A 24,602-nucleotide genomic window follows, 5' to 3' on the forward strand; every position below is an offset into this window, starting at 1 on the left:
ACATCGGTCGAGCTGGTGGGCGAGTTCGAAGGCTGACGATGGCTTCCGCGGCCAGCAGCCGCAGTTTGATGCGTTGGCTGCTTGCGGCCGCGATCGGGCTTTTGATCGCGACTACGGCAGTAGCCACCGAGCGCGGGTTACTCGTAGAAGTACGTCCGGCACCCGCGGATTCCTTGTGGTGGACACACCTGGATTTCGTGCCGCGAGATACGCAAGTACGCAGCATCGCCGTGAACCGCCTTGATCCGTCGTGGTGCAAGGCCAGTGAACTGACCGAAGCAGCCTTCCCCGATTCGGTTCGACATGGAGAGCGCGGGCTTGATGCCTATCTCGCAGGCGGGCAAAACGGATTCTCGGCCAAAGGCAGCTTCGACGGTCGGCCCCTGGAGATCGTGCTGGGTATCTTCGAATCCTGCGGCGGCGAGTCCGGCAACTTCCTGCTGGTGCTGGCAGCGGGTTGGCCGGCATCGTCACCCGACAGGATCGTCCAGGTCGAACGGATTTCTGCTCGACCTGTGCTCATGTACCTCAGCGTCGACCCGGCGCGTGGCGCAATCTACATGCCCGAGCTGCTTCCAGTGCGACCACGAGAACAAGTGGCAATGGAATGCGAAAGCGGGCAGGTTCGTGGAGCAGCCGGAACCTGTGTTCGGCGATATGCGCGACGTGGGTAGCGGCGACGTGCGCGTGCTGTCGAGCGGTGCCTCGCTCGATACAGACAAGCCGATGCATACGATGTAGTCGCGGTCGGGCGTCGCCCGGTGAGTGAAGTTACGCCCCGCTACGAGGCCGGCGGGTCGGACCCCAGACGTCTTTTGCAGTACCGACCCGTGACTTGCGCTGGAACGCTCAGCGCAGCGCCGGCGAATCCCATCCCGGCCGCGGCGCGAAGCGATCGCCGTACTTCGCCTGCAGCGCCTGCAGTTTCGCCAGCAGCGTATCGGCGCCGACCGACTTGATGTGCTGGATCGGGCCGCCGCGGAACGGGGCGAAGCCGGTGCCGAAGATCACGCCGGCATCGAGCAGGTCGGCGTCGCCGACCACGCCATCGTGCAGGGCCGCGACCGCTTCGTTGAGCATCGGCAGGATCAGGCGATCTTCGAGATCGTCCGGCGCCTTGTAGTCCTTCGGTACCTCCGGCTTCTTCGGCTTGCCGTTCTCCCATGCATACAGGCCTTGGCCGTCCTTCTTGCCGCGCTTGCCCTGTTCCGGTGGCGTAGCCAGCGCAGGTGGAATCGTCAGGCCGAGGAACGGCGCGAGTTCCTGGCCGACGCCGGATGCGACGTCGAGGCCGACCGTGTCGATCAGTTCGATCGGCCCCATCGGCATGCCGAACTTCACCGCGGCCTTGTCGATCACCGGGCCGGGAATGCCTTCCGAATACGCAGTCGCCGCTTCCAGCATGTACGGGAACAGCACGCGATTGACCAGGAAGCCGGGCGTGCCGGCGACCGGCACCGGCAACTTGTCGATCGCCTTGCAGAATGCAGCCAGGCGCGTGCCGGTTTCCGGCGCGACCTGGTCCTGATGGATGATCTCCACCAGCGGCATCAACGCGACCGGGTTGAAATAATGCAGGCCGGCGAACTGCGCCGGGCGCTGGATGTGTTCGCGCAGTTCGACCAGTGGTATCGACGAGGTGTTGGTCGTCAGTAGCGCGCCGACCTTCATCCGCGGCTCAAGCGTCGCGTACAGGTCGCGCTTGGCTTCGGCCTGTTCGATGATCGCCTCGATCACCAGATCCGCCGCCTGCACGCCGTCGCCGTCCAGGTCCGCCTTCAGCCGCGCGGCGACTTGTGGACGCTTGGCGTCATCCTTCACCTTCCTGGCGAACAGTTCCTGCGCGCGGGCGAGCGCGCCATCGATGAAGCGCTGCTCGCGATCCTGCAGCGTCACCTCGAAGCCCTTGTAGGCCGCCCAGGACGCGATATCGCCACCCATCACGCCGGCACCGACCACGTGCACGTTGCGGATCCCGGAATCCTTGCCGCCGAGTCCTTTCAGGCGTTCCTGCAGGAAGAACACGCGCGTCAGGTTACGCGCGGTCGGTGTGCCGGCGAGCTTGACCACCGACTTGCGTTCGGCCGCCAGCCGCGACTGGATGCCACCACCGCTGCGACGCCAGGTTTCGATCAGCGCGTATGGCGCGGGGTAATGTTCCTTGCGCGCCTTGCGTGCGACCTGCTTGACCAGCATCGGCGCCAGCACCTGCCGTACCGGCCAGATATTCGTGGCCCAGCCGAGGAAGCGCTGCTTGAAGGGACGCTGCGTGCCGCGCAATGCAAGTTCCGCTGCGGCATCGATCAGCTTCAGCGGATCGACCACTCCGTCGACCAGACCAATTGCCTTGGCCGCCGATGCCGACAGCGTGCGTCCGGTCAGCATCATGTCCATCGCCGCTGGCGTGCCGACCAGTCGTGGCAGGCGCACGCTGCCGCCCCAGCCGGGGTAGATGCCGAGCTTCACTTCGGGCAGGCCGATGCGCGTCGACGGATCCTTGCTGGCGACGCGATAGCGGCAGGCCAGCGAAATCTCCGTGCCGCCACCCATGCAGAAGCCGTGGATCGCAGCGACTGTCGGGCAGGGCAACTCGGCCAGGCGCTGGAAGGCCTGCTGGCCGCGGCGGATCGAGTCGCCGATGGTGCCTTTCTCGTCGAACGCCTGGAACTCTCGGATGTCGGCGCCGGCAATGAAGCCTTTTTCCTTCGCGGAGCGGATCACCAGCCCTTTCGGCGGATCCAGCGCGATGCGTTCGAGGAACGCGTCCAGTTCGATCAGCACGTCCTGCGCGAACGTGTTGACCGACTCGCCGGCGCGGTCGAACGACAGCACCACCACGCCGTCGGGGCGAGCCTCGGCTTGCCAGTGGCTGAAGCGCAGTCCGTCCAGGCCTTCGATCATGAGGAATCTGCCATTCAGTCGGGTATGGAACCGTTATCATCCAGAGGATGTTCCGATGGCGTCAACACGGGCGGGAATGGGGAATCGGGAGTCGAGAATCGGAAAGACCCGTTCTGGCGCCGTTTCGCGGCACAACGGCAGCCTGGAAATCCGGCTGTTGATCTACCGATTCCCTATTCCCGATTCCCTATTCCCAGCTCCAATGGAACTTTCCCCCATGACCCAGGTCATACCGCCCAGCCAACGAGCCGGGCGACAGGAGCGCCGGCCCGATGGTCGATAAGGATTCATCGCAGGAGTTGTTGGACCACGAACTGGTCAGGCGCGTGCAGCGCGGCGACAGCGCGGCGTTCGACCTGCTGGTGCGCAAGTACCAGCACCGGATCGCCGCCCTGATCGGGCGCTACATCGCCGACTGGAGCGAGTGTCAGGACGTGGCGCAGGAAACCTTCCTGCGCGCCTACCGGGCGATCGCGAATTTCCGTGGCGACGCCCAGTTCTATACCTGGTTGCACCGTATCGCAGTGAATACCGCCAAGAACCATCTCGTTTCGCACAATCGCCGCCCGCCGACCGACGACATCGACGCGGCCGACGCCGAGCAGTTCGAATCCGGCATCCGCCTGCGCGACACGGACACGCCGGAACGCGAGCTGATGCGGCAGGAAATCGAACGCGCCGTGATGCGCGTGGTCGATGGGTTGCCGGAAGAGCTGCGCACCGCCATCACCCTGCGCGAGGTGGATGGCCTGAGCTATGAAGAAATCGCGCAGAAGATGGATTGCCCCATCGGCACGGTGCGTTCGCGCATTTTCCGTGCCCGCGAGGCGATCGATACCGAGCTGGAACCTCTGCTCGACAACACACCCCGCGAGCGTGCCCGCCCATGACCGACAACCTCCGCAACGGCGACGACAGGATCGAAATCCACTATCGGCAGCAGCTTTCGGCGCTGATGGACGGCGATCTGCCGCCGGATGAGGCCCGTTTCCTGTTGCGCCGCCTGCAGCACGACACGCAGTTGGGCGATTGCTGGGAGCGCTGGCAACTGGTCGGCGAAACGCTGCGCGGCCGTGCAGTGGCGCCATTGCCGGCTGATTTCTCGCAGCGCGTGGTCGCTGCGATCGCGGCCGAGCCGGTGCCAACACGCGCGGCTGCCACGTCGACGCCGCGCTGGACGCGCTGGGGCGGCGGCGCGCTGGCCGCGTCGGTCGCGTTGATCGCTGTGTTCATGACCCAGCAGCAGTCGCCGCAGGAGAGCCGACCGGCGCCGCGCACCGTGGCATCGACCCCGGCACCCGCGCCGGTGCGGCAGCCGGCCGCGCCACGGCCCGCCGCCACGGTCGACCCGAACACAGCCGCCACGCTGGCGGCGGCCACTGTCGCCGTCGCCGAAGTACCGCGGCGGGTGGCGAGTAACAACAACCGCGCATCCACCCGTTCGCAGGGCCAAAGCAGCCGTCGCGTTGCCGCGCGCACGAACGGGCAGCCATCGATGGCCGTCGCGCGGGCGAACGTTCCTGCCGCCGCAGCCGCGGCGACTGCCAGACTTTCGGCCGCGGCCACCGCCGCAACCAGTGTCGCCAGCAGCGCCGCACCGTCCGACAACGGTCTCGATCCGTTCGCCTCGCTGCCGATCGCACCCAGCCGGCCGTGGCCGAGCGCGACGCTGCCGCAGTTCTCGGCACCCGGTGCCTTCAGGGCGGACTACAGCACGGTCGATTCGTACTACCCGTTCCAGCCGCGCCTGCCGGCTTCCGGGCAGTCCGACGACGCTGCATCCGGAACCCGGGAAACGCCGCAACGCTGAGCGGGAACATTCCGCGCCGTTCCCGTTCCAACCCCACCAATCCAATCACTCCCTTGTCGAGGATGTTTCCCCGATGAATCGTTCGCTACGTCCCGTTGCCGCACTTTCCCTGGTCGCTGCCGTCGCAGTTGGCGTTGCCATGATGCAGCCCGAAGCCACCGCACAGGCGCCGGTCACCGCACCGCAGGCGGCGCCGCTGGTCAGCGGCCTGCCTGATTTCACCCAGCTGGTCGAGCGCGTCGGTCCCGCCGTGGTCAACATCGAAGCCGGGATCAAGCCGCGCCGCACGTCGATGCAGCGGCAGCAGATGCCCTACGGCGACGAGATGCCGGAAATCTTCCGCCGCTTCTTCGGCCCCGGCATGCCGGGCATGCCTGGTCCGAACGGCCCGCGCGCGCCTGGCGGCCGCGGCGGCATGTCGATGGGCACCGGTTTCATTATTTCCGCCGATGGCTACGTGCTGACCAACCACCACGTGGTCGAAGGTTCCGACGACGTCAAGGTGAAACTGTCCGATCGCCGCGAGTTCGATGCCAAGGTGGTCGGCAGCGACCCGGAATCGGACGTCGCGCTGCTGAAGATCGATGCCGCCGCACTGCCGTACCTGCGCACCGGCGATTCCAGCCTGCTCAAGCCCGGTCAGTGGGTGGTGGCGATCGGTTCGCCGTTCGGCCTCGATCATTCGGTGACTGCCGGCATCGTCAGCGCGGTGCAGCGCTCCAATCCCTATGCGGGGCAGCAGTACGTGCCCTTCATCCAGACCGACGTAGCGATCAACCGCGGCAATTCCGGCGGCCCACTGCTCAACACCAAGGGCGAGGTGGTCGGCATCAATTCGCAGATCTTCAGCAACTCCGGCGGCTACATGGGAGTGAGCTTCGCGATCCCGATCGATACCGCGATGAACTCGGTGCAGCAGCTCAAGTCCACCGGCAAGGTCAGCCGCGGGCAGATCGGTGTTGCGATCGAGAACGTCGACGACGATGCAGTACGCGGTTTTAAGCTCCCCGATGCGCGCGGCGCGCTGGTTCGTGACGTGCAATCGGGCAGCGCCGGCGAGAAGGCCGGCCTGCGTCCGGGCGACGTGATCCGCACGCTGGACGGCACCGCCATCAACGACGCCGGCGACCTGCCGATGAAGATCGGCGCGATGGCGCCGGGTACGCGGGTCAAGCTCGGCGTATTCCGCGACGGCAGGACCGTCGAAGTTCCGGTGACGCTGGCCGAGCGTAGCGACCTGGCCGCGATCGCGGCCCCGGATTCGCGTCCCAAGCCGGCCACGGCATCGCCATCATCCAACCCGCTGGGCATCGTCGGCCAGGACCTGGATGCCGACCAGCGCCGTCAGCTGGGGCTGAAGGCCGGCGAAGGCGTCGCCATTGCCCGGATCGAAGGCCTCGCCGCGCGTGGCGCCGGCCTGCGACCCGGCGACGTGGTGTTGCAGGTGGGACGCGATCCGGTCGACAGCGCCGCCGCCCTTGACCGGCAGTTGCGCGACGTCAAGCAGGGCGAAACGGTGATGCTGCTGGTGCGTCGTGGCCAGTCGACGCAGTTCATCGCGGTCACGCCGCGCGCGGACGGCGACAGCGACCAAGGCTGAGCCTGCCGTCTTTCTCCCCCGCTCCGGCGGGGGAGAAACCTGGGCCAGCAGGAACCAGAACCGGTGCGTCGCGCGGTTGCCGGCATGCAGAATGCCGGGCGCCTTGCGATCCGGCGCTGCTGAAGCGAGGGGAAAGGCAGGCGGCCATGCGATAATGCCGCGTTGTCTTTTCGATGACGGCTTCAGCCGCCACCTATGTCCGATTCGATGCGGAACATCCGCAACTTCTCCATCATCGCCCACGTCGACCATGGCAAGTCGACCTTGGCCGATCGCATCATTCAACTCTGCGGCGGGCTCCAGGCCCGCGAGATGGAGGCGCAGGTGCTTGACTCGAATCCGATCGAGCGCGAGCGCGGCATCACCATCAAGGCGCAGTCCGTATCGCTGCCGTACACGGCCAAGGACGGGCAGACCTACCAGCTCAACTTCATCGATACCCCCGGCCATGTCGACTTCAGCTACGAGGTCAGCCGTTCGCTGGCCGCGTGCGAGGGCGCGTTGCTGGTCGTCGATGCGGCGCAGGGCGTGGAGGCGCAGTCGGTCGCCAACTGCTACACCGCGGTCGAGCAGGGCCTGGAAGTCGTGCCGGTGCTGAACAAGATCGACCTGCCCACCGCCGACGTCGAGCGCGTCAAGGCCGAGATCGAGGCGGTGATCGGCATCGATGCCGAGGACGCCGTTGCGATCAGCGCCAAGACTGGCCTCAACGTGGCCGACGTGCTCGAGGCGATCGTGCAGCGCATCCCGCCGCCGGTGCCGCGCGACACCGACAAGCTGCAGGCGTTGATCATCGACTCGTGGTTCGACAATTACCTGGGTGTGGTGTCGCTGGTGCGGGTGATGCAGGGCGAGATCGTGCCGGGCACCAAGATCCTGGTGATGTCGACCGGTCGCACCCACCTGGTCGACAAGGTCGGCGTGTTCACGCCCAAGCGCAAGGACCTGCCCAAACTGGGCGCCGGCGAGGTGGGCTGGATCCATGCCAGCATCAAGGACGTGCACGGCGCGCCGGTCGGCGATACGTTGACGCTGGCCTCCGATCCCGCGTCCAAGCCGCTGCCCGGTTTCCAGGAAATGCAGCCGCGCGTGTTTGCCGGCCTGTTTCCGGTCGACGCCGAGGACTACCCGGACCTGCGCGAAGCACTGGAAAAGCTGCGTCTCAACGACGCCGCGCTGCGCTTCGAGCCGGAAAGCTCGGAGGCGATGGGCTTCGGCTTCCGCTGCGGCTTCCTCGGCATGCTCCACATGGAGATCGTGCAGGAGCGCCTGGAACGCGAGTACGACCTCAACCTGATCAGCACCGCGCCGACCGTCGTCTACGAAGTGCTCAAGACCGACGGCACGGTGATGCCGCTCGACAACCCCGCCAAGCTGCCGCAGATGAACCTGGTGCAGGAAATCCGCGAACCGATCATCCGCGCCAATATCCTGACCCCGCCGGATTACGTCGGCAACGTGATCACGTTGTGCGAAGAGAAGCGTGGCAGCCAGATCGGCATCCAGTACATGGGCAGCCAGGTGCAGATCAGCTATGAACTGCCGATGGCCGAAGTGGTGCTGGATTTCTTCGACCGGCTCAAGTCGGTGTCGCGCGGCTATGCTTCGCTCGACTACCACTTCGTGCGCTTCGAGGCTGGCCCGTTCGTGCGCGTGGATACGTTGATCAATGGAGATCGCGTGGATGCGCTGTCGCTGATCACCCATCGCGCGCATGCCGACCGTCGCGGCCGTGAGCTGACCGAGCGGATGCGCGACCTGATTCCGCGGCAGATGTTCGATGTCGCGATCCAGGCGGCGATCGGCGCGCAGATCATCGCTCGCACCACGGTCAAGGCGCTGCGCAAGAACGTGCTGGCCAAGTGCTACGGCGGCGACGCCACCCGCAAAAAGAAGCTGCTCGAGAAACAGAAGGAAGGCAAGAAGCGGATGAAGCAGGTGGGTCGCGTGGAGATTCCGCAGGAGGCCTTCCTGGCGGTATTGCAGGTCGACAACAAGTAGAGCGGGGCTGGGATCCTGGGGCTGGGGCTTGGTTCAAGGCAAAAGGCTATAAGCTGTCCTCCCGAGCGCAGCGGGGGATCTGCTTCCAGGCCGGAGCAACAACAGATCCCTCGCTGCGCTCGGGATGACAGGCTTGCGGGGCGACGGGTTTGACGCTTTTCCGATTCCCGAATCCCGATTTTCGATTCCCGGCTTCCAGGAGCACGCATGCGTTGGTTTGAAATCGGTTTGGTGGTGCTGACCTTCGCGACCGGCATCATCTGGTTGCTGGACCGGCTGTTCTTTGCCAAGGCGCGCGCGCGCAGCGAAGGCCTGCTGGAGACCAAGGAACCGGTACTGGTCGATTATTCGCGTGCCTTCTTCCCGGTGCTGCTGATCGTGCTGCTGCTGCGCAGCTTCATCGCCGAGCCGTTCCGGATCCCGTCCAGTTCGATGATGCCCACGCTGCTGATCGGCGACTTCATCCTGGTCAACAAGTTCGCCTACGGCCTGCGCCTGCCGGTGACCAATCGCAAGTTCGTCGAGATCGGCGAACCCGCCCGTGGCGACGTGGTGGTGTTCAAGCCGCCGCACCACCCGGAGCAGGACTGGATCAAGCGCGTGATCGGCATGCCCGGCGACACCGTGGCCTATCGCGACAACACCGTGTTCGTGAACGGCAAGCCGTTCGAATACCGCCCGGTCGGCCAGTACATCGGCAAGGGGCAGGGCAGCGACATGAGCGGCGCGACGCTGCTGACCGAGCAACTGCCCGGCCGCGCGCACCAGGTGCTGGAACGTGAGGACTTGCCGTTTTTTGCCGTGCAGGGCGAGGGACAATGGACCGTGCCGGCCGGACATTATTTCGTCATGGGCGACAATCGTGATAATAGCGAGGACAGCCGGTTCTGGGGCTTCCTGCCGGAAACCAGCCTGCGCGGCAAGGCGTTCCTGATCTGGATGCATTGGGATCGCAGCGCCGGCGGGGTGGATTTCTCGCGGATAGGTACCGGCATTCAATAAGCGTCGTCAGAACAAAGGGGAGCACATGAAGCGCACACAAAGGGGCATCACCCTGATCGGGTTCCTGGTCGTGCTGGCGGTGGCGGGTTTCTTCGCCTATGTCGGCATGAAGCTGTTCCCGATGTATTCGGAGTTCTACAGCGTCAAGTCGGCGATGAAGGGGCTGGCCAACGAGCCGGGCATCGCCACCCAGGATCCGGCCAAGATCCAGGACCTGTTCTTCCGCCGGCTGTACATCAGCTATTCCGACAACGTGAAGCCGGAAAACGTGAAGCTGACCCGCGGCGACCGCGGCTGGAAGATGGAAGTGGATTACGAAGTGCGCAAGCCGATGATCTACAACATCGACGTGGTCGGCAGATTCAATGCCGTGCAAGAGTTGACCCGTGCCGGCAGTACCGACGCCTGATCGCAGCACGGATGCCGGAGACCTGGTCTTCGGTGGTCATGCGTTCAAGGACGCGGGCCTGCTCAGGCAGGCCCTGACCCATCGCAGCGCCGGGGCGCCGCACAACGAACGGCTGGAATTCCTCGGCGACGCACTGGTCGGGTTGATCGTCGCCGATGCGCTCTACACGCGCTGGCCCAAGGCCGACGAGGGCGTGCTGACGCGGGCGCGTTCCGAACTGGTGCGCGAATCGTCGCTGGCGTTGATCGCACGCACGATGGACATCGGCGGCGCTCTGATCCTCGGCCCAGGCGAAATGAAGTCCGGCGGACACCGCCGCGATTCGATCCTGTCCGATGCGCTCGAAGCGCTGGTGGGCGCGATCTATCTCGACGCCGGTTATGCGGCCTGCCGCGATGCGGTGCTGCCGTGGTTCGCGCAGGCGATAGACGACCTGCCGGTCGGCAAGGTCGACAAGGATGCCAAGACCCGCCTGCAGGAATGGCTGCAGGCCAGACAGCGGCCATTGCCGCTGTACGAGCCGGTATCGGAGAGCGGCGACGACCACGCCAAGGTCTTCCGCGTGCGTTGCCGGCTGGTCGACATCGATATCGCCGCCGAAGGCGAGGGCAGTTCGCGTCGCGTCGCCGAGCAGGCGGCCGCCGAAGCCGTGCTGCAGGTATTGCTGGTCGCTTAGCCAGAGCGGAGCGTGCTCCGCTGCGGTTGCTCCAGCATTGCCCTCGGCCTGGACCAGGCGGACAATCCGCGCATGAATTCCTCAACTCACCGCGCCGGCAGCGTCGCGATCATCGGCCGCCCGAACGTCGGCAAGTCGACTCTGGTCAACGCGCTGGTCGGTGCCAAGGTCAGCATCACGTCCAAGCGGCCGCAGACCACGCGCCATCGGCTGCTGGGCATCGCCACGTTTTCCGAAGGCCAGATCGCGCTGGTCGACACGCCCGGCCTGCATCGCGAGCAGGGCAAGTCGACCGCTTCGGCGATGCACCGCTGGATGAACCGTGCCGCGCGCGGTGCGCTGGAAGGTGTCGATGCGGCGGTGCTGGTGGTCGAGGCCGGACGCTGGGACGACGAGGATACGCTCGCCTTCGATGCGCTGCGGCAGGCAGGCGTGCCGGTGGTGCTGGCGGTGAATCAGGTCGACAAGCTGCGCGAGAAGGCCGCGTTGCTGCCTTATCTGGCAAAAGTGACCGAAGGCCGCGAGTTCGCCAGCGTGCATCCGATTTCGGCGCTGAAGCGCAGCGGCCTGGAAGCGCTGGTCACGACGCTGCTGCAACTGCTGCCGGAAGCACCACCGATGTACGGCGAGGACGAGATCACCGACAAGAGCCAACGCTTCCTGGCTGGCGAAATGGTGCGTGAGCAGTTGATGCGCCAGCTCGGCGCGGAGCTGCCGTATGCCGCCACGGTCGAGATCGAGCGCTTCGTCGAGGATGGCGAGCTGCTGCGCATCGGCGCGGTGATCTGGGTCGAGCGCGACAGCCAGAAGGCGATCGTGATCGGCAAGGGCGGCTCGCGATTGCGTGAAGTCGGCACGCTGGCGCGCTCGCACATGGAGCAGCTGTTCGGCCGCAAGGTATTCCTGGAAACCTGGGTGCGCGTGCGCGAAGGCTGGTCGGATGACGAGGCTGCGCTGCGCACCTTGGGTTATCACGACTGAGTGCAGCCTGCCCGCGTGTCGCTCGCATGAGTCGGATCCCATGCGCATAGAGGACCAGGCTGCCTACGTGCTGCATGCAAGACCCTGGCGCGAGACGAGCGTGCTGGTGGAAGTACTGAGCGCGGATCACGGCCGTGTCGGCCTGCTTGCGCGCGGCGTACAGGGCCCGAAACGACAGCCACTGCGTGCAGCGCTGCAGCCGCTGCAGCACATCCGTTTCAATGCCGTGCAGCGCGGCGAACTGGCGAGCTTGAACGGTGCCGAGGCACTGGACGTGGCCCCCCGGCTGGCCGGCGATGCGGCCCTGGCCGGTTTCTACATCAGTGAACTGGTGCTGCGCCTGGCGCCGCGCAACGATCCGCACGGCGAGTTGTACCTGGCGTTTGGCCGCACGCGCGCACGGCTCGCCACGGATGAGCCGCTGGCCTGGACGCTGCGCCGGTTCGAACGCGATCTGCTCGACGCACTGGGTTTCGGCTTCTCGCTGGACGTCGACGGCGATGGCGAAGCGATCGATCCGGCCGCGCGTTATCGGCTCGATCCGGAGCATGGTCCGCGCCGCCTGCTCAGCGACCGCGGCCAGCGCGATCGCGACGAGGCCGCCACGGGCCAGGCATTGCTGGCGCTGGCGCACGACTGGCAACCCGCTGCCGACGATCTGGCCAGCCTGCGCCGCGCCCTGCGCACGGTGCTGGCGCATCACCTGGGCGGGCGAGGACTGAAATCGTGGGAGCTGATCGGCCAGTTGGGACGAGTGCGGCCGCGCGTGGCCGAAGACTGACGGCCCTAACCTGGGTTCGACGACAGCGTCTGCTCCACGATGTCGGCGAACATGGAAATACCTCCAGGCTGATCGATGTCCGCATCCAGCCGCCCGACGGTGGCGGCCAATCGCGAGGCGCCGACGAAGCCGCAACTGGCCTTGAGCCGGTGCAGCAGGTTGCGCGCGGCCTGATGTCCGCCGTGCTCCAGCGCGGCCAGGATCGCGTCGCGTTGCACCGGCAGTTCGGTCACGAACAGCGTGCGCAGCGATGCGACGTGTTCACGGTTGCCGTTCATGGCCCGCAGCGCGATTGCGTCGTCCCAGAGCAGCAGGCTGGAGTGGAACGCGTCGTGCGTCGTGCTCCCGGTCGTGCCGCCCAGCGCCCGTGCGATTGCCTCGTGCAGCTGTCCGGCGTTCAACGGCTTGACCAGCGTCGCCAGGAAACCTGCCTGCAGCAGCGCCGCATGATCGCTGTTGTCCTGTGATGCAGTGTGTGCGAGCGCCGGCGTCGCGACGTCGTGCTGGCGCAACCTGACGAGAAGGTCGGTGCCGCTACCGTCCGGCAGGCGTGCATCGAACAACCACAAGGCATATCGATGCCGGGTCGCCAGCACGAGGGCAGTGGTTACCGAATCGGCTGCATCGACCTCGGCCGGATAAGCCTCGGCCGCGGCGGCCAGAAATGCCCGGGTGGTGGGGTCGTCCTCGACCAGCAACAAGCGTGGCTTCATCGCAATTGCATCCTGCATCGTTATGCTCTGTCCATGTCCTTGCCGATGTTACGCCTGCTGCCTTGGTTGCTGCTTGCCTGTGCCGGGCCGGTATCGGCGCGGACCTTGACTGCGAAGATCGATCGGGTGACGACCGCCGTCGCCACGCTCGAAGGCGTCAGCGTGCGGCTGGAGTGGCCGGCGCAGGCGACGCAGGGCGAACTGTCGCTTACCGCCAGGCGGATTTCGGCGCCCGACCTGGGCTACCGCTATGCCGATGTGTCCTGGCGCTGTCCGCTGCTGCGCGACGGGCAGGGTGGCTGGCGTTGCGATGGCGCGCTGCGCGCAGGCAAGGGCAGGCCGCTGCAGTTGTCGCTGGACCTGGGCGCGGCCAGCACCGATGCCGTGCTGTCGCAGGGCAGGTCGCGTTTCGCGCTGCACCGACGCGCGGCTGCGCCGGACCTGACCACGCTCGACCTGACCCGCGTGCCGGTGGCGTGGGCGCAGGCGCTGGCCGGCCAGGCATGGGCGGACGCGAGGCTCAAGTCGGGCACGCTCGACGGCAAGCTGGTCGTGGACGCTTCCGAACGCAAGCCCTTGCGTGTTGCCGGCACGCTCGAGTTGTCCGGTGCAGGTTTCGATACGCCCGACGGCAGCGTTGCCGCGGAAAACATCGCAGGCAGGTTCGACATCGATTACCGCAAGGCCGCCGACAACGCGCAGGTGATCCTTGCTGGAAAGCTGCGCCAGGGCGAATTCCTCGCCGGCAACGCCTACGTGGTGTTGCCGGCGGTCCCGGTCGACCTGCGGATCGAGGCGAGCCAGTCCGGCAACGAGGGCTGGCGCCTGCCGCATTTCGAATGGCGCGATGGCAATGCCCTGCAGGTCACCGGCCGTGCGGCCTGGTCGGCCGATGCCGAACTGCGTGATCTGCAGGTGGACATGGATAGCGACGATGTGTCGCCGCTGCGAGAACGCTATCTGTCCGGCTGGCTGGCGCTGGCCGGATTGAGCGGGATCGGCCTGGATGGCGCGCTTGACGCGCGGGTGCGTCTGCAGGGTGGAAAACTCGAGGTGGTCGACGCCCGCCTGCGCGACGTGGCCATACGCGATGACCGCGACCGCTTCGCGTTCGAAGGGCTCGACGGCGCGGTACGTTTTTCCGCGGATGTGCCGGTGACCAGCGAATTGCATTGGCGCGGCGGACAACTGCAGGGAATGGATTTCGGTGCGGCGACCTTGCCCTTCGAGAGCCGCGATGGCGTACTGCGCCTGCAGCGGCAGGTCGTGATCGCCATGCTCGGCGGCCGCGTCGACCTGGAGTCGATGGAGTTGCGTCCACCGGGTGCGGACGCTGGCATGCAGATCGAATTCGGCCTGACGCTCAGCCGCATCGACATTGGCAGGATCGCCACGGCGCTGCAGTTGCCGGCGTTCACCGGCGAACTGAGCGGCTACATCCCGCGCGCGCGTTATGCCGACGACCGCATCGATTTCGACGGCGGCCTGGCACTGGAGCTGTTCGATGGCCGCGTGCAGGTGTCGTCGCTGGCGATGGAACGGCCGTTCGGCGTGGCACCCACGCTGTCCGCCGATATCGCGCTGGAAGACATCGACCTGCAGGCGCTGACCGGCGTTTTCGATTTCGGCAGCATCAGCGGACGGATGGATGGACGCATCGGCGACCTGCGCCTGGTCGACTGGAGCGCCACCGCCTTCAATGCCGAACTGCACACCGAACGCAGTCCTGGCGTGCGCCAGCGCATCAGCCAGCGCGCGGTGCAGAACATTTCGAGCGTCGGCGATGCGTCGTTCGTGGGCAGCCTGCAGGGGCAGCTGATCGGCCTGTTCGATGATTTCGGCTACAAGCGGATCGGCATTTCCTGCCGGCTCGCGAACGAGGTCTGCGAGATGGGCGGCCTGCATTCAGCCGGCGACGGATTTACTATCGTCGAAGGAGCCGGCATTCCGCGTCTGGACGTGGTCGGCTACAACCGGCGCGTCGACTGGCCGACGCTGGTCGATCGTGTGGCGGCGGTCGGCAAGGGCGATGTCAAGCCGGTGTTCGAGTAGTGGGGGCTGGGATCTGGGATCTAGGGGCTGAAAGCGTCGCAGTTGTTTACCGCTTTTGCTCGCGCCCCAGTCCCCAGCCCCTAGTCCCTTTTTTTTTCACCCAGGAGAACACCATGCGTCGTTGGTTGGGAATGCCGATAACCGCCGCGCTCGCGTTGACCGCGTGCGTGACCATCAATGTCTACTTCCCGGCCGCGGAAGCCAAGGAAGCGGCCAAGGAATTCGTCGAGAAGGTGATCGGCGAAGAGGGCACGACACCGGCGCCCGGGCAGGACGAAGGCAAGCCCGGCGGTGGCATGGCGCTGCGCTTCGATCCGTTGATGCTGATCGGCATCTCGCCCGCGCACGCGCAGACGACGCCGGACATCACCATCAAGACACCGGCGATCCAGGCGATCCAGTCGCGGATGGCATCGCGCTTTGACGGTACGTTGCGCAAGCACTTCGACGCCGGCGCGCTGGGCTTCAGCAATAGCGGTGAAGTCAGTGTGCGCGACGCCGCCAAGATTCCGCTGGGCGATCGCGTCGCGGTCAACCAGGCGGTGGCCGAGCAGAACCGCGATGCCAAGGCGGTCTATCGCGAGATCGCAGTCGCCAACAATCATCCGGAATGGGAAGCGCAGATCCGCAGCGTGTTCGCGCGCCAGTGGGTGGCCAGCGCACGCAGCGGCTGGTGGTATCAGGACGCGGGCGGCGCCTGGAAGCAGAAGTAACGGCAGCTTGTTGCGGGGCAGGGCCGGCTTCTCCGTTATGGGAGGGGCTTCGGCCTGCCCCGCGACTTTGGGGCGGACCCCGCGGTTGTCTGGTCGCGACCGGCGCGCGATGGCATCTGCGACAATATGCGGCCCATCGCCGATTCCTGCGCTTAGTGGCCCGCCTAGACCAGACCCCGTTCTCCGCCGACATCCTCGATCTGAGCCACGACGGCCGCGGTGTCGCCCGCCGCGACAATGGCAAGACCGTGTTCATCGCCGGCGCCTTGCCGGGCGAAACGGTCATGGCGAAACAGACCGCACGCTCGCGCAGCTTCGACGAAGCGGTCACGCTGGAAGTGCTGCAGGCCTCGCCGGATCGCGTGCCGCCGCGCTGCCCGCATTTCGGTACCTGTGGCGGCTGCGCGCTGCAGCACCTGGACGAGGCAAAGCAGATCCTGGCCAAACAGCGCGTGCTGCGCGAGAACTTCGAGCGCATCGGACACGTCACGCCGGAATCCTGGCTGCCGCCGCTGACCGACGACGCCTGGGGCTATCGCCGAAAGGGACGTTTTTCGGTGCGCCGCGTCGAGAAGAAGGACAAGACCCTGGTCGGTTTTCGCGAGGCCGATCCGCGCTTCGTCGCCGACCTGTCGATATGCCATACCGTGATACCGCAGATCGGCGACGGCATCGCCGCATTGGCCACACTGGTCGATGGCCTGGACGCGCGCCGCGACATTCCGCAGATCGAATTCATCGCTGGCGACAGCACTCCCGATTACAGCGGGATCGCACTGGTGTTCCGCCATCTCCAGCCGCTGTCCGAACGCGACCGCGATGCCCTGGTCGCCTTTGCGCAGGCGCAGGGCTTCGCCATCTTCCTGCAGCCTGGCGGCGTGGATTCGGTACATCCGCTATGGCCGGAAGCGCCGTCGCTGTCGTTTCGCCTGCCTGCGTGGGACGTGGAATTGCAGTTCCAGCCGCTCGACTTCATCCAGGTCAATGCCGGCCTCAACCAGAAGATGATCGCGCTGGCCCTGGACCTGCTCGACCTGAAACCGGAAGACCGCGTGCTCGATCTGTTCTGCGGACTCGGCAACTTCACCCTGCCGCTGGCGCGGATCGCGCGGGAAGTGGTCGGCGTCGAAGGCGAGGCCGGGCTGGTGGCGCGCGCCCGCGCCAATGCCACGCACAATGGATTGACCAATGCCCAGTTCCATGCCGCCGACCTGGCCCAGAACCTGGGCGGTCATGCCTGGATGCGCGCCGGCTTCGACAAGCTGCTGCTGGACCCGCCGCGTTCCGGCGCCGACGCCGTTCTGAAACAATTGCCTTTGAAGGGTTTGAAGCGGATCGTCTATGTCAGCTGCCATCCGGCCTCGCTGGCGCGCGATGCGGGCTACCTGGTGAACGAGCGCGGCTGGAAACTGCGCAGCGCGGGCGTGATGGACATGTTTCCGCATACCGCGCATGTGGAGTCGATCGCGATGTTTGAACTGTAGTTTTTAAGCCGTCATTCCCGCCTTCGCGGGAATGACGGCTAAAGAAAAGGACGAGAAAAGTGGGCATCGAAATCGAATACAAGTTCCTGGTGGTCGACGACAGCTGGCGCCAGTTTGCGTACAAGGTCGTACCGATGGCGCAGGGTTACATCAACGACCAGGCAGCATTGGACAGCGGCGCGCAGCAGGCGTCGGTGCGGGTACGCATTGCCGACGAAGCGGGTTTCCTGAACCTGAAATCGCGCGACCTCGGACCGACCCGGCTGGAGTTCGACTATCCGATTCCCGTGGCCGAGGCGCGCGCGTTGCTGGGCTTGTGCGTCGGCGGCGTCATCAAGAAGCGCCGGCATTACCTGAACCATGACGGGCATGTCTGGGAGGTCGATGAATTCCTGGGCGACAACGCCGGCCTGGTCGTCGCTGAAATCGAGTTGGCGTCGGTGGGCGAGGGCTTCGAAAAGCCCGCCTGGGCAGGCGCCGATGTCACCGAACAATCGCGTTACTACAATCTGGCGTTGGCCTCGCGTCCGTATTCGCAATGGAGCGAAGCGGAGCGGGCCGGCGCCGGTGGCGTCTAGCGCATGCTTCACGTCGTCCATGCCACCATGATCCGTGCGCGCCGCGCACGTTACGGAGATCCGCAATGCTCGTGATCGGCGTCGCTGGCACCGAACTGAACGCGCAGGAGCGCGACTGGCTGCAGCACGATGCCTGCGCCGGCGTGATCCTGTTCAAGCGCAACTTCGCCTCGCGCGCGCAGGTGGCGGAATTGTCGGCCGCGATCCGTGCCGCCGCGCCGCGGCCGCAGCTGGTCTGCGTTGACCAGGAAGGCGGGCGCGTGCAGCGTTTCCGCGAGGGCTACAGCGCGCTGCCACCCCTGGAGGAAATCGGCCGCATGTACGCAGCCGATCCGATCGCGGCGCTTGAACTGGCGCAGGAACATGCCTGGCTCATGGCCAGCGAGGTGCGTGCCAGCGGCGTCGACCTGAGCTTCGCGCCGGTGGCGGATGTCGGCCACGGCAATCTCGCGATCGGCAACCGTTCCTTTTCCGAAGAGCCGCATGTGGTCGCCGAATTCACGCGCGCCTACGTCCGCGGTATGCATGCGGCCGGCATGGCCGCGACGCTCAAGCATTTTCCCGGCCACGGCACGGTGCGCGAGGACACGCATTTCGACAACGCGATCGACAACCGTCCGCTGGCGGAATTGCAACATCGCGACCTCGTTCCATTCGTCGCCGGCATCGACGCGGGCGCCGACGCGGTGATGATGGCGCACATCGTCTATCCGCAGGTTGCGCCCGAACCGGCCGGCTATTCCGCCCGCTGGATCCAGGACGTCCTGCGTGAGGACATGGGTTTCCGCGGCGTGGTGTTCTCCGATGACATAGGCATGAAGGCCGCGTTCTCGGCAGGCGGCATCAAGGCGCGCGTCGACGCGCACCTGGACGCCGGCTGCGACGTGGTGCTGGTCTGCCATCCGGAGCTGGTCGAGGAATCGCTGGCCGCGGTACGGGATCGCGAGCTCAACACGATGGCCCTGATCGGCCTGATCGGCCGCGGCGCGATGGCCTGGGAAGGCCTGCTTGCCGAAACGCGCTACGGACACGCGCGCTCGCGCCTGACCGGTGACGCCGGGAGCGTGGCATGAGCCCGGTACAGCTGGGCGAGGTGCTTCCCGAAGCCGACCTGATCCACGATCGCGCCACGCTGGAAGCGGCCATCACCGACATGGCCGACACCATCCGCGCCGATTACGACGGTGAAACCGCGCCGCTGTTCATCACCGTCATGCACGGCGGCATGCCGTTCGCCGCGCAGCTGGCATTCGCCCTCGGCGAGCGTGGATTGGATCTCGAATTCGACTATCTGCACGCCACCCGTTATCGCGGCAACACCTCGGGCGCGCGACTGGCCTGGCTGCATCGTCCGGCCACGTCGATGCGCGGCCGGCGCGTGCTGCTGGCCGACGACATCCTCGACGAGGGCCACACACTGCTGGCGATCCGGCAGTGGTGCGAGGACCAGGGCGCCGCCGACATACGTGTCGCAGTGCTTGCAGTGAAGATCCACGACCGCCGCGTGGAAGGGATCGAAGCCGATTATGTCGGCGTCGAGGTCCCCGACCGCTATGTGTTCGGCTACGGCATGGACTTCCAGGAGCAGGGCCGCAACCTGCCGGCGATCTACGCGCTAAAGGCCTGAAGCCTGCACGCCGATTCGCACCGACACTCCATGCGAGTCGGCACTGATTAGACCCTCTTGTCCGGGTCCCATTGGAATTCATCAAATCTCAGCAAGCATCCGATCTGACATGACCGACATCTCCCTGGCCATCATCGGCGGCACCGGCGTCTATGCGCTGGCGCAATTGCAGGACGCCGAAGCGCATCAACCGGTGACGCCCTATGGCGCACCTTCGGGCCCGATCCGCGTCGGCAGATTCGCCGGCAAGCGGGTCGCGTTCCTGGCGCGTCACGGCGAAGGCCATTCGCTGCCGCCGCACAGGATCAACTACCGTGCGAACCTGGCGGCACTGAAGGCGGTTGGCGTGCAGCGCGTGCTGGCCATGAACACGGTGGGTGGCATCACCGCCGACTTCGGCCCGCGCGTGCTGGCCTGTCCGGAGCAGTTGATCGACTACACCTGGGGCCGCGTCTCCACGCTCAGCGAGGAGCCGGGCAGTGAGGTACTGCATGTCGACTTCGGCGATCCGTACACGCCGGCGCTGCGCCAGCAGGTGCTCGCCGCGGCCGCACGGGTCCGGGTGGCCGTCGTCGGACACGGTTGCTATGGCGCCACCCAGGGCCCGCGTCTGGAAACCAAGGCCGAAATCGCGCGCATGAAACGCGACGGCTGCGACCTGGTCGGCATGACCGGCATGCCCGAGGCCGGACTGGCTCGCGAACTCGGCCTCGACTACGCCTGCCTGGCCATCGTCGCCAACTGGGCGGCGGGCGCCGGGCCGGATCCGGACGAGGTGATCACCTTCGACGACGTGCTCGCCAACGTCGCCGCCGCGTCGGCGGGGCTGCCCGTACTGGTGTCCGCATTGCTGGAGGCATGACCGCGCCGGGGTGATTGCCAGCATGGCGGGTTGCTTTGCATACTCGCGCCGTGCGTCAGGCAGCCCCACGCGCCGACGCACGGACAACGCACCCACCATGAGGTCAGGAAAGCTATGCAGTACGGCACCGTGAAATGGTTCAACGACGCCAAGGGTTTCGGTTTCATTGCACCGGAAGATGGCAGCGCCGACGTGTTCGTGCACTTCTCGGCGATCAACGCACAGGGCTTCCGCAGCCTGCAGGAAGGCCAGCGCGTCAGCTACGAAGTCGTGCAGGGCCCGAAGGGCTCGCAAGCCGCAGGCGTGGCGCCGGCACAGTAACGCGCCCGGCCATCGAGGCATTCCAGGCCCCGCGCCCGTCGCGGGGTTTTTTTTCGTGCGCGGCGCCGGTCGCCTCGACGCGACGGCCAGCAGCCCTGGTTTCGAAAGCGCTGCGCGCCACGTACATAATGGCGACGGATCTTCCGACGTACGGGGAGCACGCCATGTCCCGGTTCCAGACCCATAGCGTCGACAACCAGCCGCCCGAATTCGCGCCGCGCGACCTGTGGGCCAGCGACCCGCTGCTGCGCGAAGCGGTCGAACGCGAAGGCGGCCATGCCTGGCATGCAAGGCTGGGCGAATACGGCGCGCTCGCCGGCGACGAACTGTACCGGCTCAGCTTCGATGCGCATCGCGACCGGCCGCGACTGCGCACGCACGACCGCTTCGGTCATCGCATCGATGTCGTCGAGTTCCATCCCAACTATCACCGGATCATGCAGGCGGCGATCGAGCATGGCGTGGCCGGCCTGTCCTGGGCCGATCCCCGGCCTGGCGTGCACGTCGCGCGTGCGGCGCTGAGCTACCTGCACCACCAGGTCGAGCCTGGCAGCAGCTGCCCACTGACGATGACCCATGCCGCGGTGCCGGTGCTGCGGCATGCGCCGGCCTTGCACGAATGGGCCGACAAGGTGGCCGGGTCGCACTACGACTCGCGCGACGTGCCCATGGCGCAGAAGAGCGGCGTCACCCTCGGCATGGGCATGACCGAGAAGCAGGGCGGCAGCGACGTGCGCGCGAACACCACGAGCGCCGAACCGCTGTCGGGCGATGGCACGGCGAGCCATGAATATTCTCTGGTCGGCCACAAGTGGTTCTTCTCGGCGCCGATGTGCGACGCCTTGCTCGTGCTGGCCCAGGCGCGTGGCGGCCTGAGCTGTTTCCTGCTGCCGCGGCGCCTGCCGGACGGCACCAGGAATGCGTTCCAGTTGATGCGACTGAAGGACAAGCTCGGCGACTGGTCGAACGCCTCCAGCGAGATCGAATTCACCGGCGCATGGGCGCACCGCATCGGCGACGAAGGCCGCGGTATCGCCACCATCCTGGAGATGGTGATGCTGACCCGCCTCGACTGCATGCTCGGTTCCGCCGCGGAGATGCGCATGGCGCTGGCGCAGGCGCTGCATCACACGATGCATCGTCGTGCTTTCGGCAAGCGCCTGGTCGAACAGCCGCTGATGCGCAACGTGCTGGCTGACCTGGCCATCGAATCCGAGGCGGCGCTGGCGCTGTCGATGCGCGTTGCGCGTGCGGTCGATGCCGCGCCGCGCGATGCGCAGGAAGCGGCGTTCGCGCGCGTGGCCACGGCGATCGGCAAGTACTGGATCTGCAAGCGCGCCCCGGCTTTCGTCAACGAAGCGCAGGAATGCCTGGGTGGCGCAGGCTATGTCGAAGAATCCATCCTGCCGCGGCTGTACCGGCAGGCGCCGCTGAACTCGATCTGGGAAGGCAGCGGCAACATCCAGTGCCTGGACGTGCTGCGCGCATTGGCCAGGAAACCTGAAACTGTGGCCGCGCTGCAGCAGGAACTCGCACGCGCGAAAGGCATCGACCCGACTTTCGACCGGTATGTCGCGCAGTTGGCGACAGAACTGTCGCAGGACGCCTTCGATCCGGCCGGTTCGCGCTGGCTCGTGGAACAGCTGGCGCTGGCGCTGCAGGCGGCGGTGTTGCTGTCGGCGCGGAGCCCGGCGGCGACGCCGTTCGTGCGGGGTCGCCTTGGCGGTGAACACGGTTTGGCGCTGGGCACCTTGCCGGCTGGCGAGGATTTCGATGCGCTGATCGAAAGGGCGGTGGGCTAGCGTTCTTGCGGTCGTGGGGAGGACGGGCTAGTCGAAGGCGCTCGCGATGCAATGCGGCGATCCGGCATGTCGGCATAGAGCCGGCCTGCGCGCTTGATGGCGTTGATTCGCTGCGCTGGATTCCCGGGTGCGCGTTGCTTACCCGGCTACGTCCGAGGATCGAGGCCTGCGGATCAGCCGCGCAGCGAAGCGTCGGCGCCCATCGCGCGCGAACCGGTGAGGATCATCCGCACCATCTGCGACAGCTGGTCGATCAGTTCCGCGTCCTTCTCCGGCGGCAGGTCCATCGCGGTGGCGCCGACGGCGAACACCAGGCGGGTGATCGCCTTGGATACCAGCGCGGGTTCGTACAGGGTGGCGCCATCGGCGGCGGCCAGACGGATCAGGTCGATGCGCAGTTCTTCCTCGAAGAAGTCCAGTTCGCGATCGACCGCCTGCTTGAACGCATCCGAGCCCACCGTGCCTTCGCGCAGCAGCACGTGCAGCAGCTTGTCGTCGGCACGCAGCTGCTCCATGAAAGTTTCCACCGAGCTGCGTACGATGCTGCGACGCGTGGTGGCGCGGTCGCGGGCCTGGCCGATGATCCGGCGCAGAGAGCGGCCGGCCAGGTCGATCAGGGCCACCGCCAGTTCGTCCATGTCGCGGAACTGGCGGTAGAAGCTGTTGGGCGCGATGCCGGCTTCGCGGGCGACCTCGCGCAGGCTGAGGCTGGAGACGCTGCGATGCGGCCCGAGCAGCTTGAGCGCCGCCGCGATCAGGTCCTCGCGCGAGATCGAGGCCTTGCGCCCGGGGGCGTGCTCCTCTCCCGGGGCGGGGATGTCGTGGCTGGGGATCACGCGGGTCGGCATGTCGGATCGCAGGTCGGGACGGGACATCATAGCGGCAGCCATTAATATACAGTTGTGCACACGAGTGTCCTTGTGCCTGTATAGTGTAGGCCATGAATGCCGTCCTCCGTCCCGTCCCGGATCGCCGCCTGCATCCGGTGAAACGCCTGCTCAAGCCGCTGGTGGCCCCGGCCGTGTTCGATTTCTGGGCCTCGCGGGTCGATCGCACCTGGACCTGGGAGCGCCCGCTGGCGCGCCTGGTCGGCCGTGAGCCCGCCGCGCGCGACGCCGTGACCCTGGTGCTGAAGCCGAACCGCCATTGGCACGGTTTCCAGCCAGGCCAGCATCTCAACCTCGGCGCGGAGATCGACGGTGCGCGGATCACCCGCAGCTACAGCCTGGTCGACCTGCCGCGCGCGGACGGACGCATCGCGATCACCGTCAAGGCTATCGAAGGCGGCAAGCTCAGCCAGCATCTGTGCCATGTCGCGAAGCCGGGTGACGTGTTCGAGCTCGGCCCGGCCTTCGGCGACATGACCCTGCCGGCCCAGCCGCAGGGCCCGTTGCTGTTGCTGGCCGCCGGCAGCGGCATCACGCCACTGATGGCATTGACCCGCGCACTGGCTGCGCAGGGCATGCCGGTACCGCTGACGCTGCTGTACTGGGCGCGCAGTCGCGACGAGTTCTGTTTCCTCGACGAACTGCGTGCGCTGGCGGCCCGGCATCCGAATTTTCGCCTGTCGCTGCTGCTGACCCGTGAGCCGGCGCAGGCCGCCGACGAGCATGTAGGCCGCATCGACGAAGCGCTGCTGTCCTCGCTGGTCTACGGTATCGCAGCGCAGCAGGTACTGGCCTGCGGCCCCGGCGGTTTCGTCGAAACCGCGCGCACGCTGCTGGCCGATCGCGTCGTGTCCTTCCAGGCCGAGGCTTTCAGTCCGCAGCCGGTGGCGATCACCGATACCGGCACCGTGCAGGTTCGGCTGGCACGGCGCGGTCGCACCTTGCAGGTGCCTCGCGGGCAGTCGCTGCTGAGTGCGCTGGAGGCCGAAGGCATCAAGCCGGCAGCCGGCTGCCGCATGGGCATCTGCAACACCTGCGCCTGTGGCAAGCGTGCCGGCGGCACGCGCCACCTGCCTACCGGCGAACTCACCCACGAACCGATGTCCGCGCTCAAGCTGTGCATCAACAGCGCGGTCACCGATCTCGAACTCGACCTCTGACGGCGGCTTACGAATGAACGACATGACCAGCAACCGCCCACTGAGCGCCGCCGAACTGGACCGGTTCGGCGCCGAGCTCGACGCGATACGCGTGCGCACCGTGGCAAGCCTGGGCGCGCGCGACGCGCGCTACATCCGCCGCGTCGTCGCTGCCGTGCGCTACATCGAAATCGCGGGGCGCGTGCTGCTGTTCGCCGCTGCGTTGCTGGGTGGCCTGTCGCTGGCCAGCGTGTCCCTGGCCG

At 66.5% G+C, this 24,602-nt stretch carries 23 protein-coding genes and 1 pseudogene; 21 read left to right on the forward strand and 3 right to left on the reverse strand.

All coding sequences use genetic code 11. The annotated features are described in order from the left end of the window. Positions 1-38 precede the first annotated feature (38 nt). Positions 39-674 carry a hypothetical protein gene (locus tag IP90_RS06525; RefSeq protein WP_144898822.1) on the forward strand — a complete coding sequence of 212 codons (636 nt, stop codon included), beginning with the start codon at positions 39-41 and terminating at the stop codon, positions 672-674. A gap of 175 nt (positions 675-849) precedes the next feature. Here IP90_RS06525 and IP90_RS06530 read toward each other — a convergent pair whose 3' ends face one another. Further along, a complete protein-coding gene (locus IP90_RS06530; RefSeq protein WP_144898823.1) occupies positions 850-2,901 on the reverse strand; it encodes a 3-hydroxyacyl-CoA dehydrogenase NAD-binding domain-containing protein in 2,052 nt (683 codons plus the stop codon). A 272-nt stretch (positions 2,902-3,173) separates the two neighbouring features. Here IP90_RS06530 and rpoE point away from each other — a divergent pair, with 272 nt between their 5' ends. From rpoE to recO, 9 genes are all read left to right on the forward strand, one after another. Continuing rightward, the gene (gene rpoE, locus IP90_RS06535; protein ID WP_144898824.1) at positions 3,174-3,791 is read left to right on the forward strand and encodes an RNA polymerase sigma factor RpoE; all 618 of its coding nucleotides are present in this window, start codon (positions 3,174-3,176) and stop codon (positions 3,789-3,791) included. Next, positions 3,788-4,711: a sigma-E factor negative regulatory protein gene (locus IP90_RS06540; protein ID WP_144898825.1), complete on the forward strand. Its 924-nt coding sequence runs from the start codon at positions 3,788-3,790 to the stop codon at positions 4,709-4,711. Before rpoE ends, IP90_RS06540 begins: the two co-directional genes overlap by 4 nt. Before the next feature lie 73 nt (positions 4,712-4,784). Continuing rightward, positions 4,785-6,311, forward strand: a complete 1,527-nt coding sequence (locus tag IP90_RS06545) for a DegQ family serine endoprotease (protein ID WP_144898826.1) — start codon at positions 4,785-4,787, stop codon at positions 6,309-6,311. A 207-nt stretch (positions 6,312-6,518) separates the two neighbouring features. Continuing rightward, a complete protein-coding gene (lepA, locus tag IP90_RS06550; RefSeq protein ID WP_144899225.1) occupies positions 6,519-8,312 on the forward strand; it encodes a translation elongation factor 4 in 1,794 nt (597 codons plus the stop codon). 207 nt (positions 8,313-8,519) lie between these two features. Then, positions 8,520-9,314, forward strand: a complete 795-nt coding sequence (lepB, locus tag IP90_RS06555) for a signal peptidase I (protein WP_144898827.1) — start codon at positions 8,520-8,522, stop codon at positions 9,312-9,314. Positions 9,315-9,339: 25 nt separating this feature from the next. Next, the gene (locus IP90_RS06560) at positions 9,340-9,723 is read left to right on the forward strand and encodes a DUF4845 domain-containing protein (protein ID WP_144898828.1); all 384 of its coding nucleotides are present in this window, start codon (positions 9,340-9,342) and stop codon (positions 9,721-9,723) included. Then, entirely contained in the window at positions 9,701-10,399 is a 699-nt protein-coding gene (rnc, locus tag IP90_RS06565; protein WP_144898829.1) for a ribonuclease III, read from the forward strand. Before IP90_RS06560 ends, rnc begins: the two co-directional genes overlap by 23 nt. Positions 10,400-10,471: 72 nt before the next feature. After that, positions 10,472-11,380 (forward strand): GTPase Era, encoded by a 909-nt coding sequence (gene era / locus IP90_RS06570; RefSeq protein ID WP_144898830.1) that lies wholly within the window; start codon positions 10,472-10,474, stop codon positions 11,378-11,380. Between the two features lie 40 nt (positions 11,381-11,420). After that, entirely contained in the window at positions 11,421-12,161 is a 741-nt protein-coding gene (recO, locus tag IP90_RS06575; RefSeq protein ID WP_144898831.1) for a DNA repair protein RecO, read from the forward strand. Positions 12,162-12,166: 5 nt separating this feature from the next. On the opposite strand, the gene IP90_RS06580 is transcribed toward recO, so the two are convergent. Continuing rightward, positions 12,167-12,862, reverse strand: a complete 696-nt coding sequence (locus IP90_RS06580) for a response regulator (protein WP_158635292.1) — start codon at positions 12,860-12,862, stop codon at positions 12,167-12,169. Positions 12,863-12,907: 45 nt separating this feature from the next. Between IP90_RS06580 and IP90_RS06585 the strand changes: the two genes are divergently transcribed. The 9 genes from IP90_RS06585 (at position 12,908) to IP90_RS06625 (ending at position 22,313) form a co-directional block, all read left to right on the forward strand. Then, entirely contained in the window at positions 12,908-14,926 is a 2,019-nt protein-coding gene (locus IP90_RS06585; RefSeq protein WP_144898833.1) for a translocation/assembly module TamB domain-containing protein, read from the forward strand. A gap of 113 nt (positions 14,927-15,039) precedes the next feature. Continuing rightward, entirely contained in the window at positions 15,040-15,639 is a 600-nt protein-coding gene (locus IP90_RS06590; RefSeq protein ID WP_144898834.1) for a YdbL family probable chaperone protein, read from the forward strand. Positions 15,640-15,785: 146 nt separating this feature from the next. Further along, positions 15,786-17,123, forward strand: coding sequence for a 23S rRNA (uracil(1939)-C(5))-methyltransferase RlmD (gene rlmD / locus IP90_RS06595; RefSeq protein ID WP_425477083.1), 1,338 nt, complete (start codon positions 15,786-15,788; stop codon positions 17,121-17,123). Positions 17,124-17,182: 59 nt separating this feature from the next. Continuing rightward, on the forward strand, positions 17,183-17,701 hold the full coding sequence (locus IP90_RS06600) for a CYTH domain-containing protein (RefSeq protein WP_144898836.1): 519 nt from the start codon (positions 17,183-17,185) through the stop codon (positions 17,699-17,701). Positions 17,702-17,766: 65 nt separating this feature from the next. Next, positions 17,767-18,774 (forward strand): beta-N-acetylhexosaminidase, encoded by a 1,008-nt coding sequence (nagZ, locus tag IP90_RS06605; protein ID WP_144898837.1) that lies wholly within the window; start codon positions 17,767-17,769, stop codon positions 18,772-18,774. Next, positions 18,771-19,328 carry a hypoxanthine-guanine phosphoribosyltransferase gene (locus tag IP90_RS06610; protein WP_144898838.1) on the forward strand — a complete coding sequence of 186 codons (558 nt, stop codon included), beginning with the start codon at positions 18,771-18,773 and terminating at the stop codon, positions 19,326-19,328. Before nagZ ends, IP90_RS06610 begins: the two co-directional genes overlap by 4 nt. Positions 19,329-19,437: 109 nt before the next feature. Further along, a complete protein-coding gene (locus IP90_RS06615) occupies positions 19,438-20,190 on the forward strand; it encodes an S-methyl-5'-thioinosine phosphorylase (RefSeq protein WP_144898839.1) in 753 nt (250 codons plus the stop codon). A gap of 114 nt (positions 20,191-20,304) precedes the next feature. Then, a complete protein-coding gene (locus IP90_RS06620; RefSeq protein WP_144898840.1) occupies positions 20,305-20,511 on the forward strand; it encodes a cold-shock protein in 207 nt (68 codons plus the stop codon). A gap of 164 nt (positions 20,512-20,675) precedes the next feature. Next, on the forward strand, positions 20,676-22,313 hold the full coding sequence (locus IP90_RS06625) for an acyl-CoA dehydrogenase family protein (RefSeq protein WP_242007509.1): 1,638 nt from the start codon (positions 20,676-20,678) through the stop codon (positions 22,311-22,313). A 173-nt stretch (positions 22,314-22,486) separates the two neighbouring features. Here IP90_RS06625 and fabR read toward each other — a convergent pair whose 3' ends face one another. Continuing rightward, entirely contained in the window at positions 22,487-23,161 is a 675-nt protein-coding gene (gene fabR, locus IP90_RS06630; protein ID WP_144899226.1) for an HTH-type transcriptional repressor FabR, read from the reverse strand. Positions 23,162-23,253: 92 nt separating this feature from the next. Between fabR and IP90_RS06635 the strand changes: the two genes are divergently transcribed. Then, positions 23,254-24,360, forward strand: a complete 1,107-nt coding sequence (locus tag IP90_RS06635) for a ferredoxin reductase (protein ID WP_144898842.1) — start codon at positions 23,254-23,256, stop codon at positions 24,358-24,360. A 22-nt stretch (positions 24,361-24,382) separates the two neighbouring features. Continuing rightward, a pseudogene (locus IP90_RS16985) lies at positions 24,383-24,563 on the forward strand (acyl-CoA desaturase); the annotation flags it as partial. Positions 24,564-24,602: the final 39 nt, after the last annotated feature.

It is taken from the genome of Luteimonas cucumeris, from assembly GCF_007830035.1.
GTDB classification, from domain to species: Bacteria; Pseudomonadota; Gammaproteobacteria; order Xanthomonadales; family Xanthomonadaceae; genus Luteimonas_C; species Luteimonas_C cucumeris.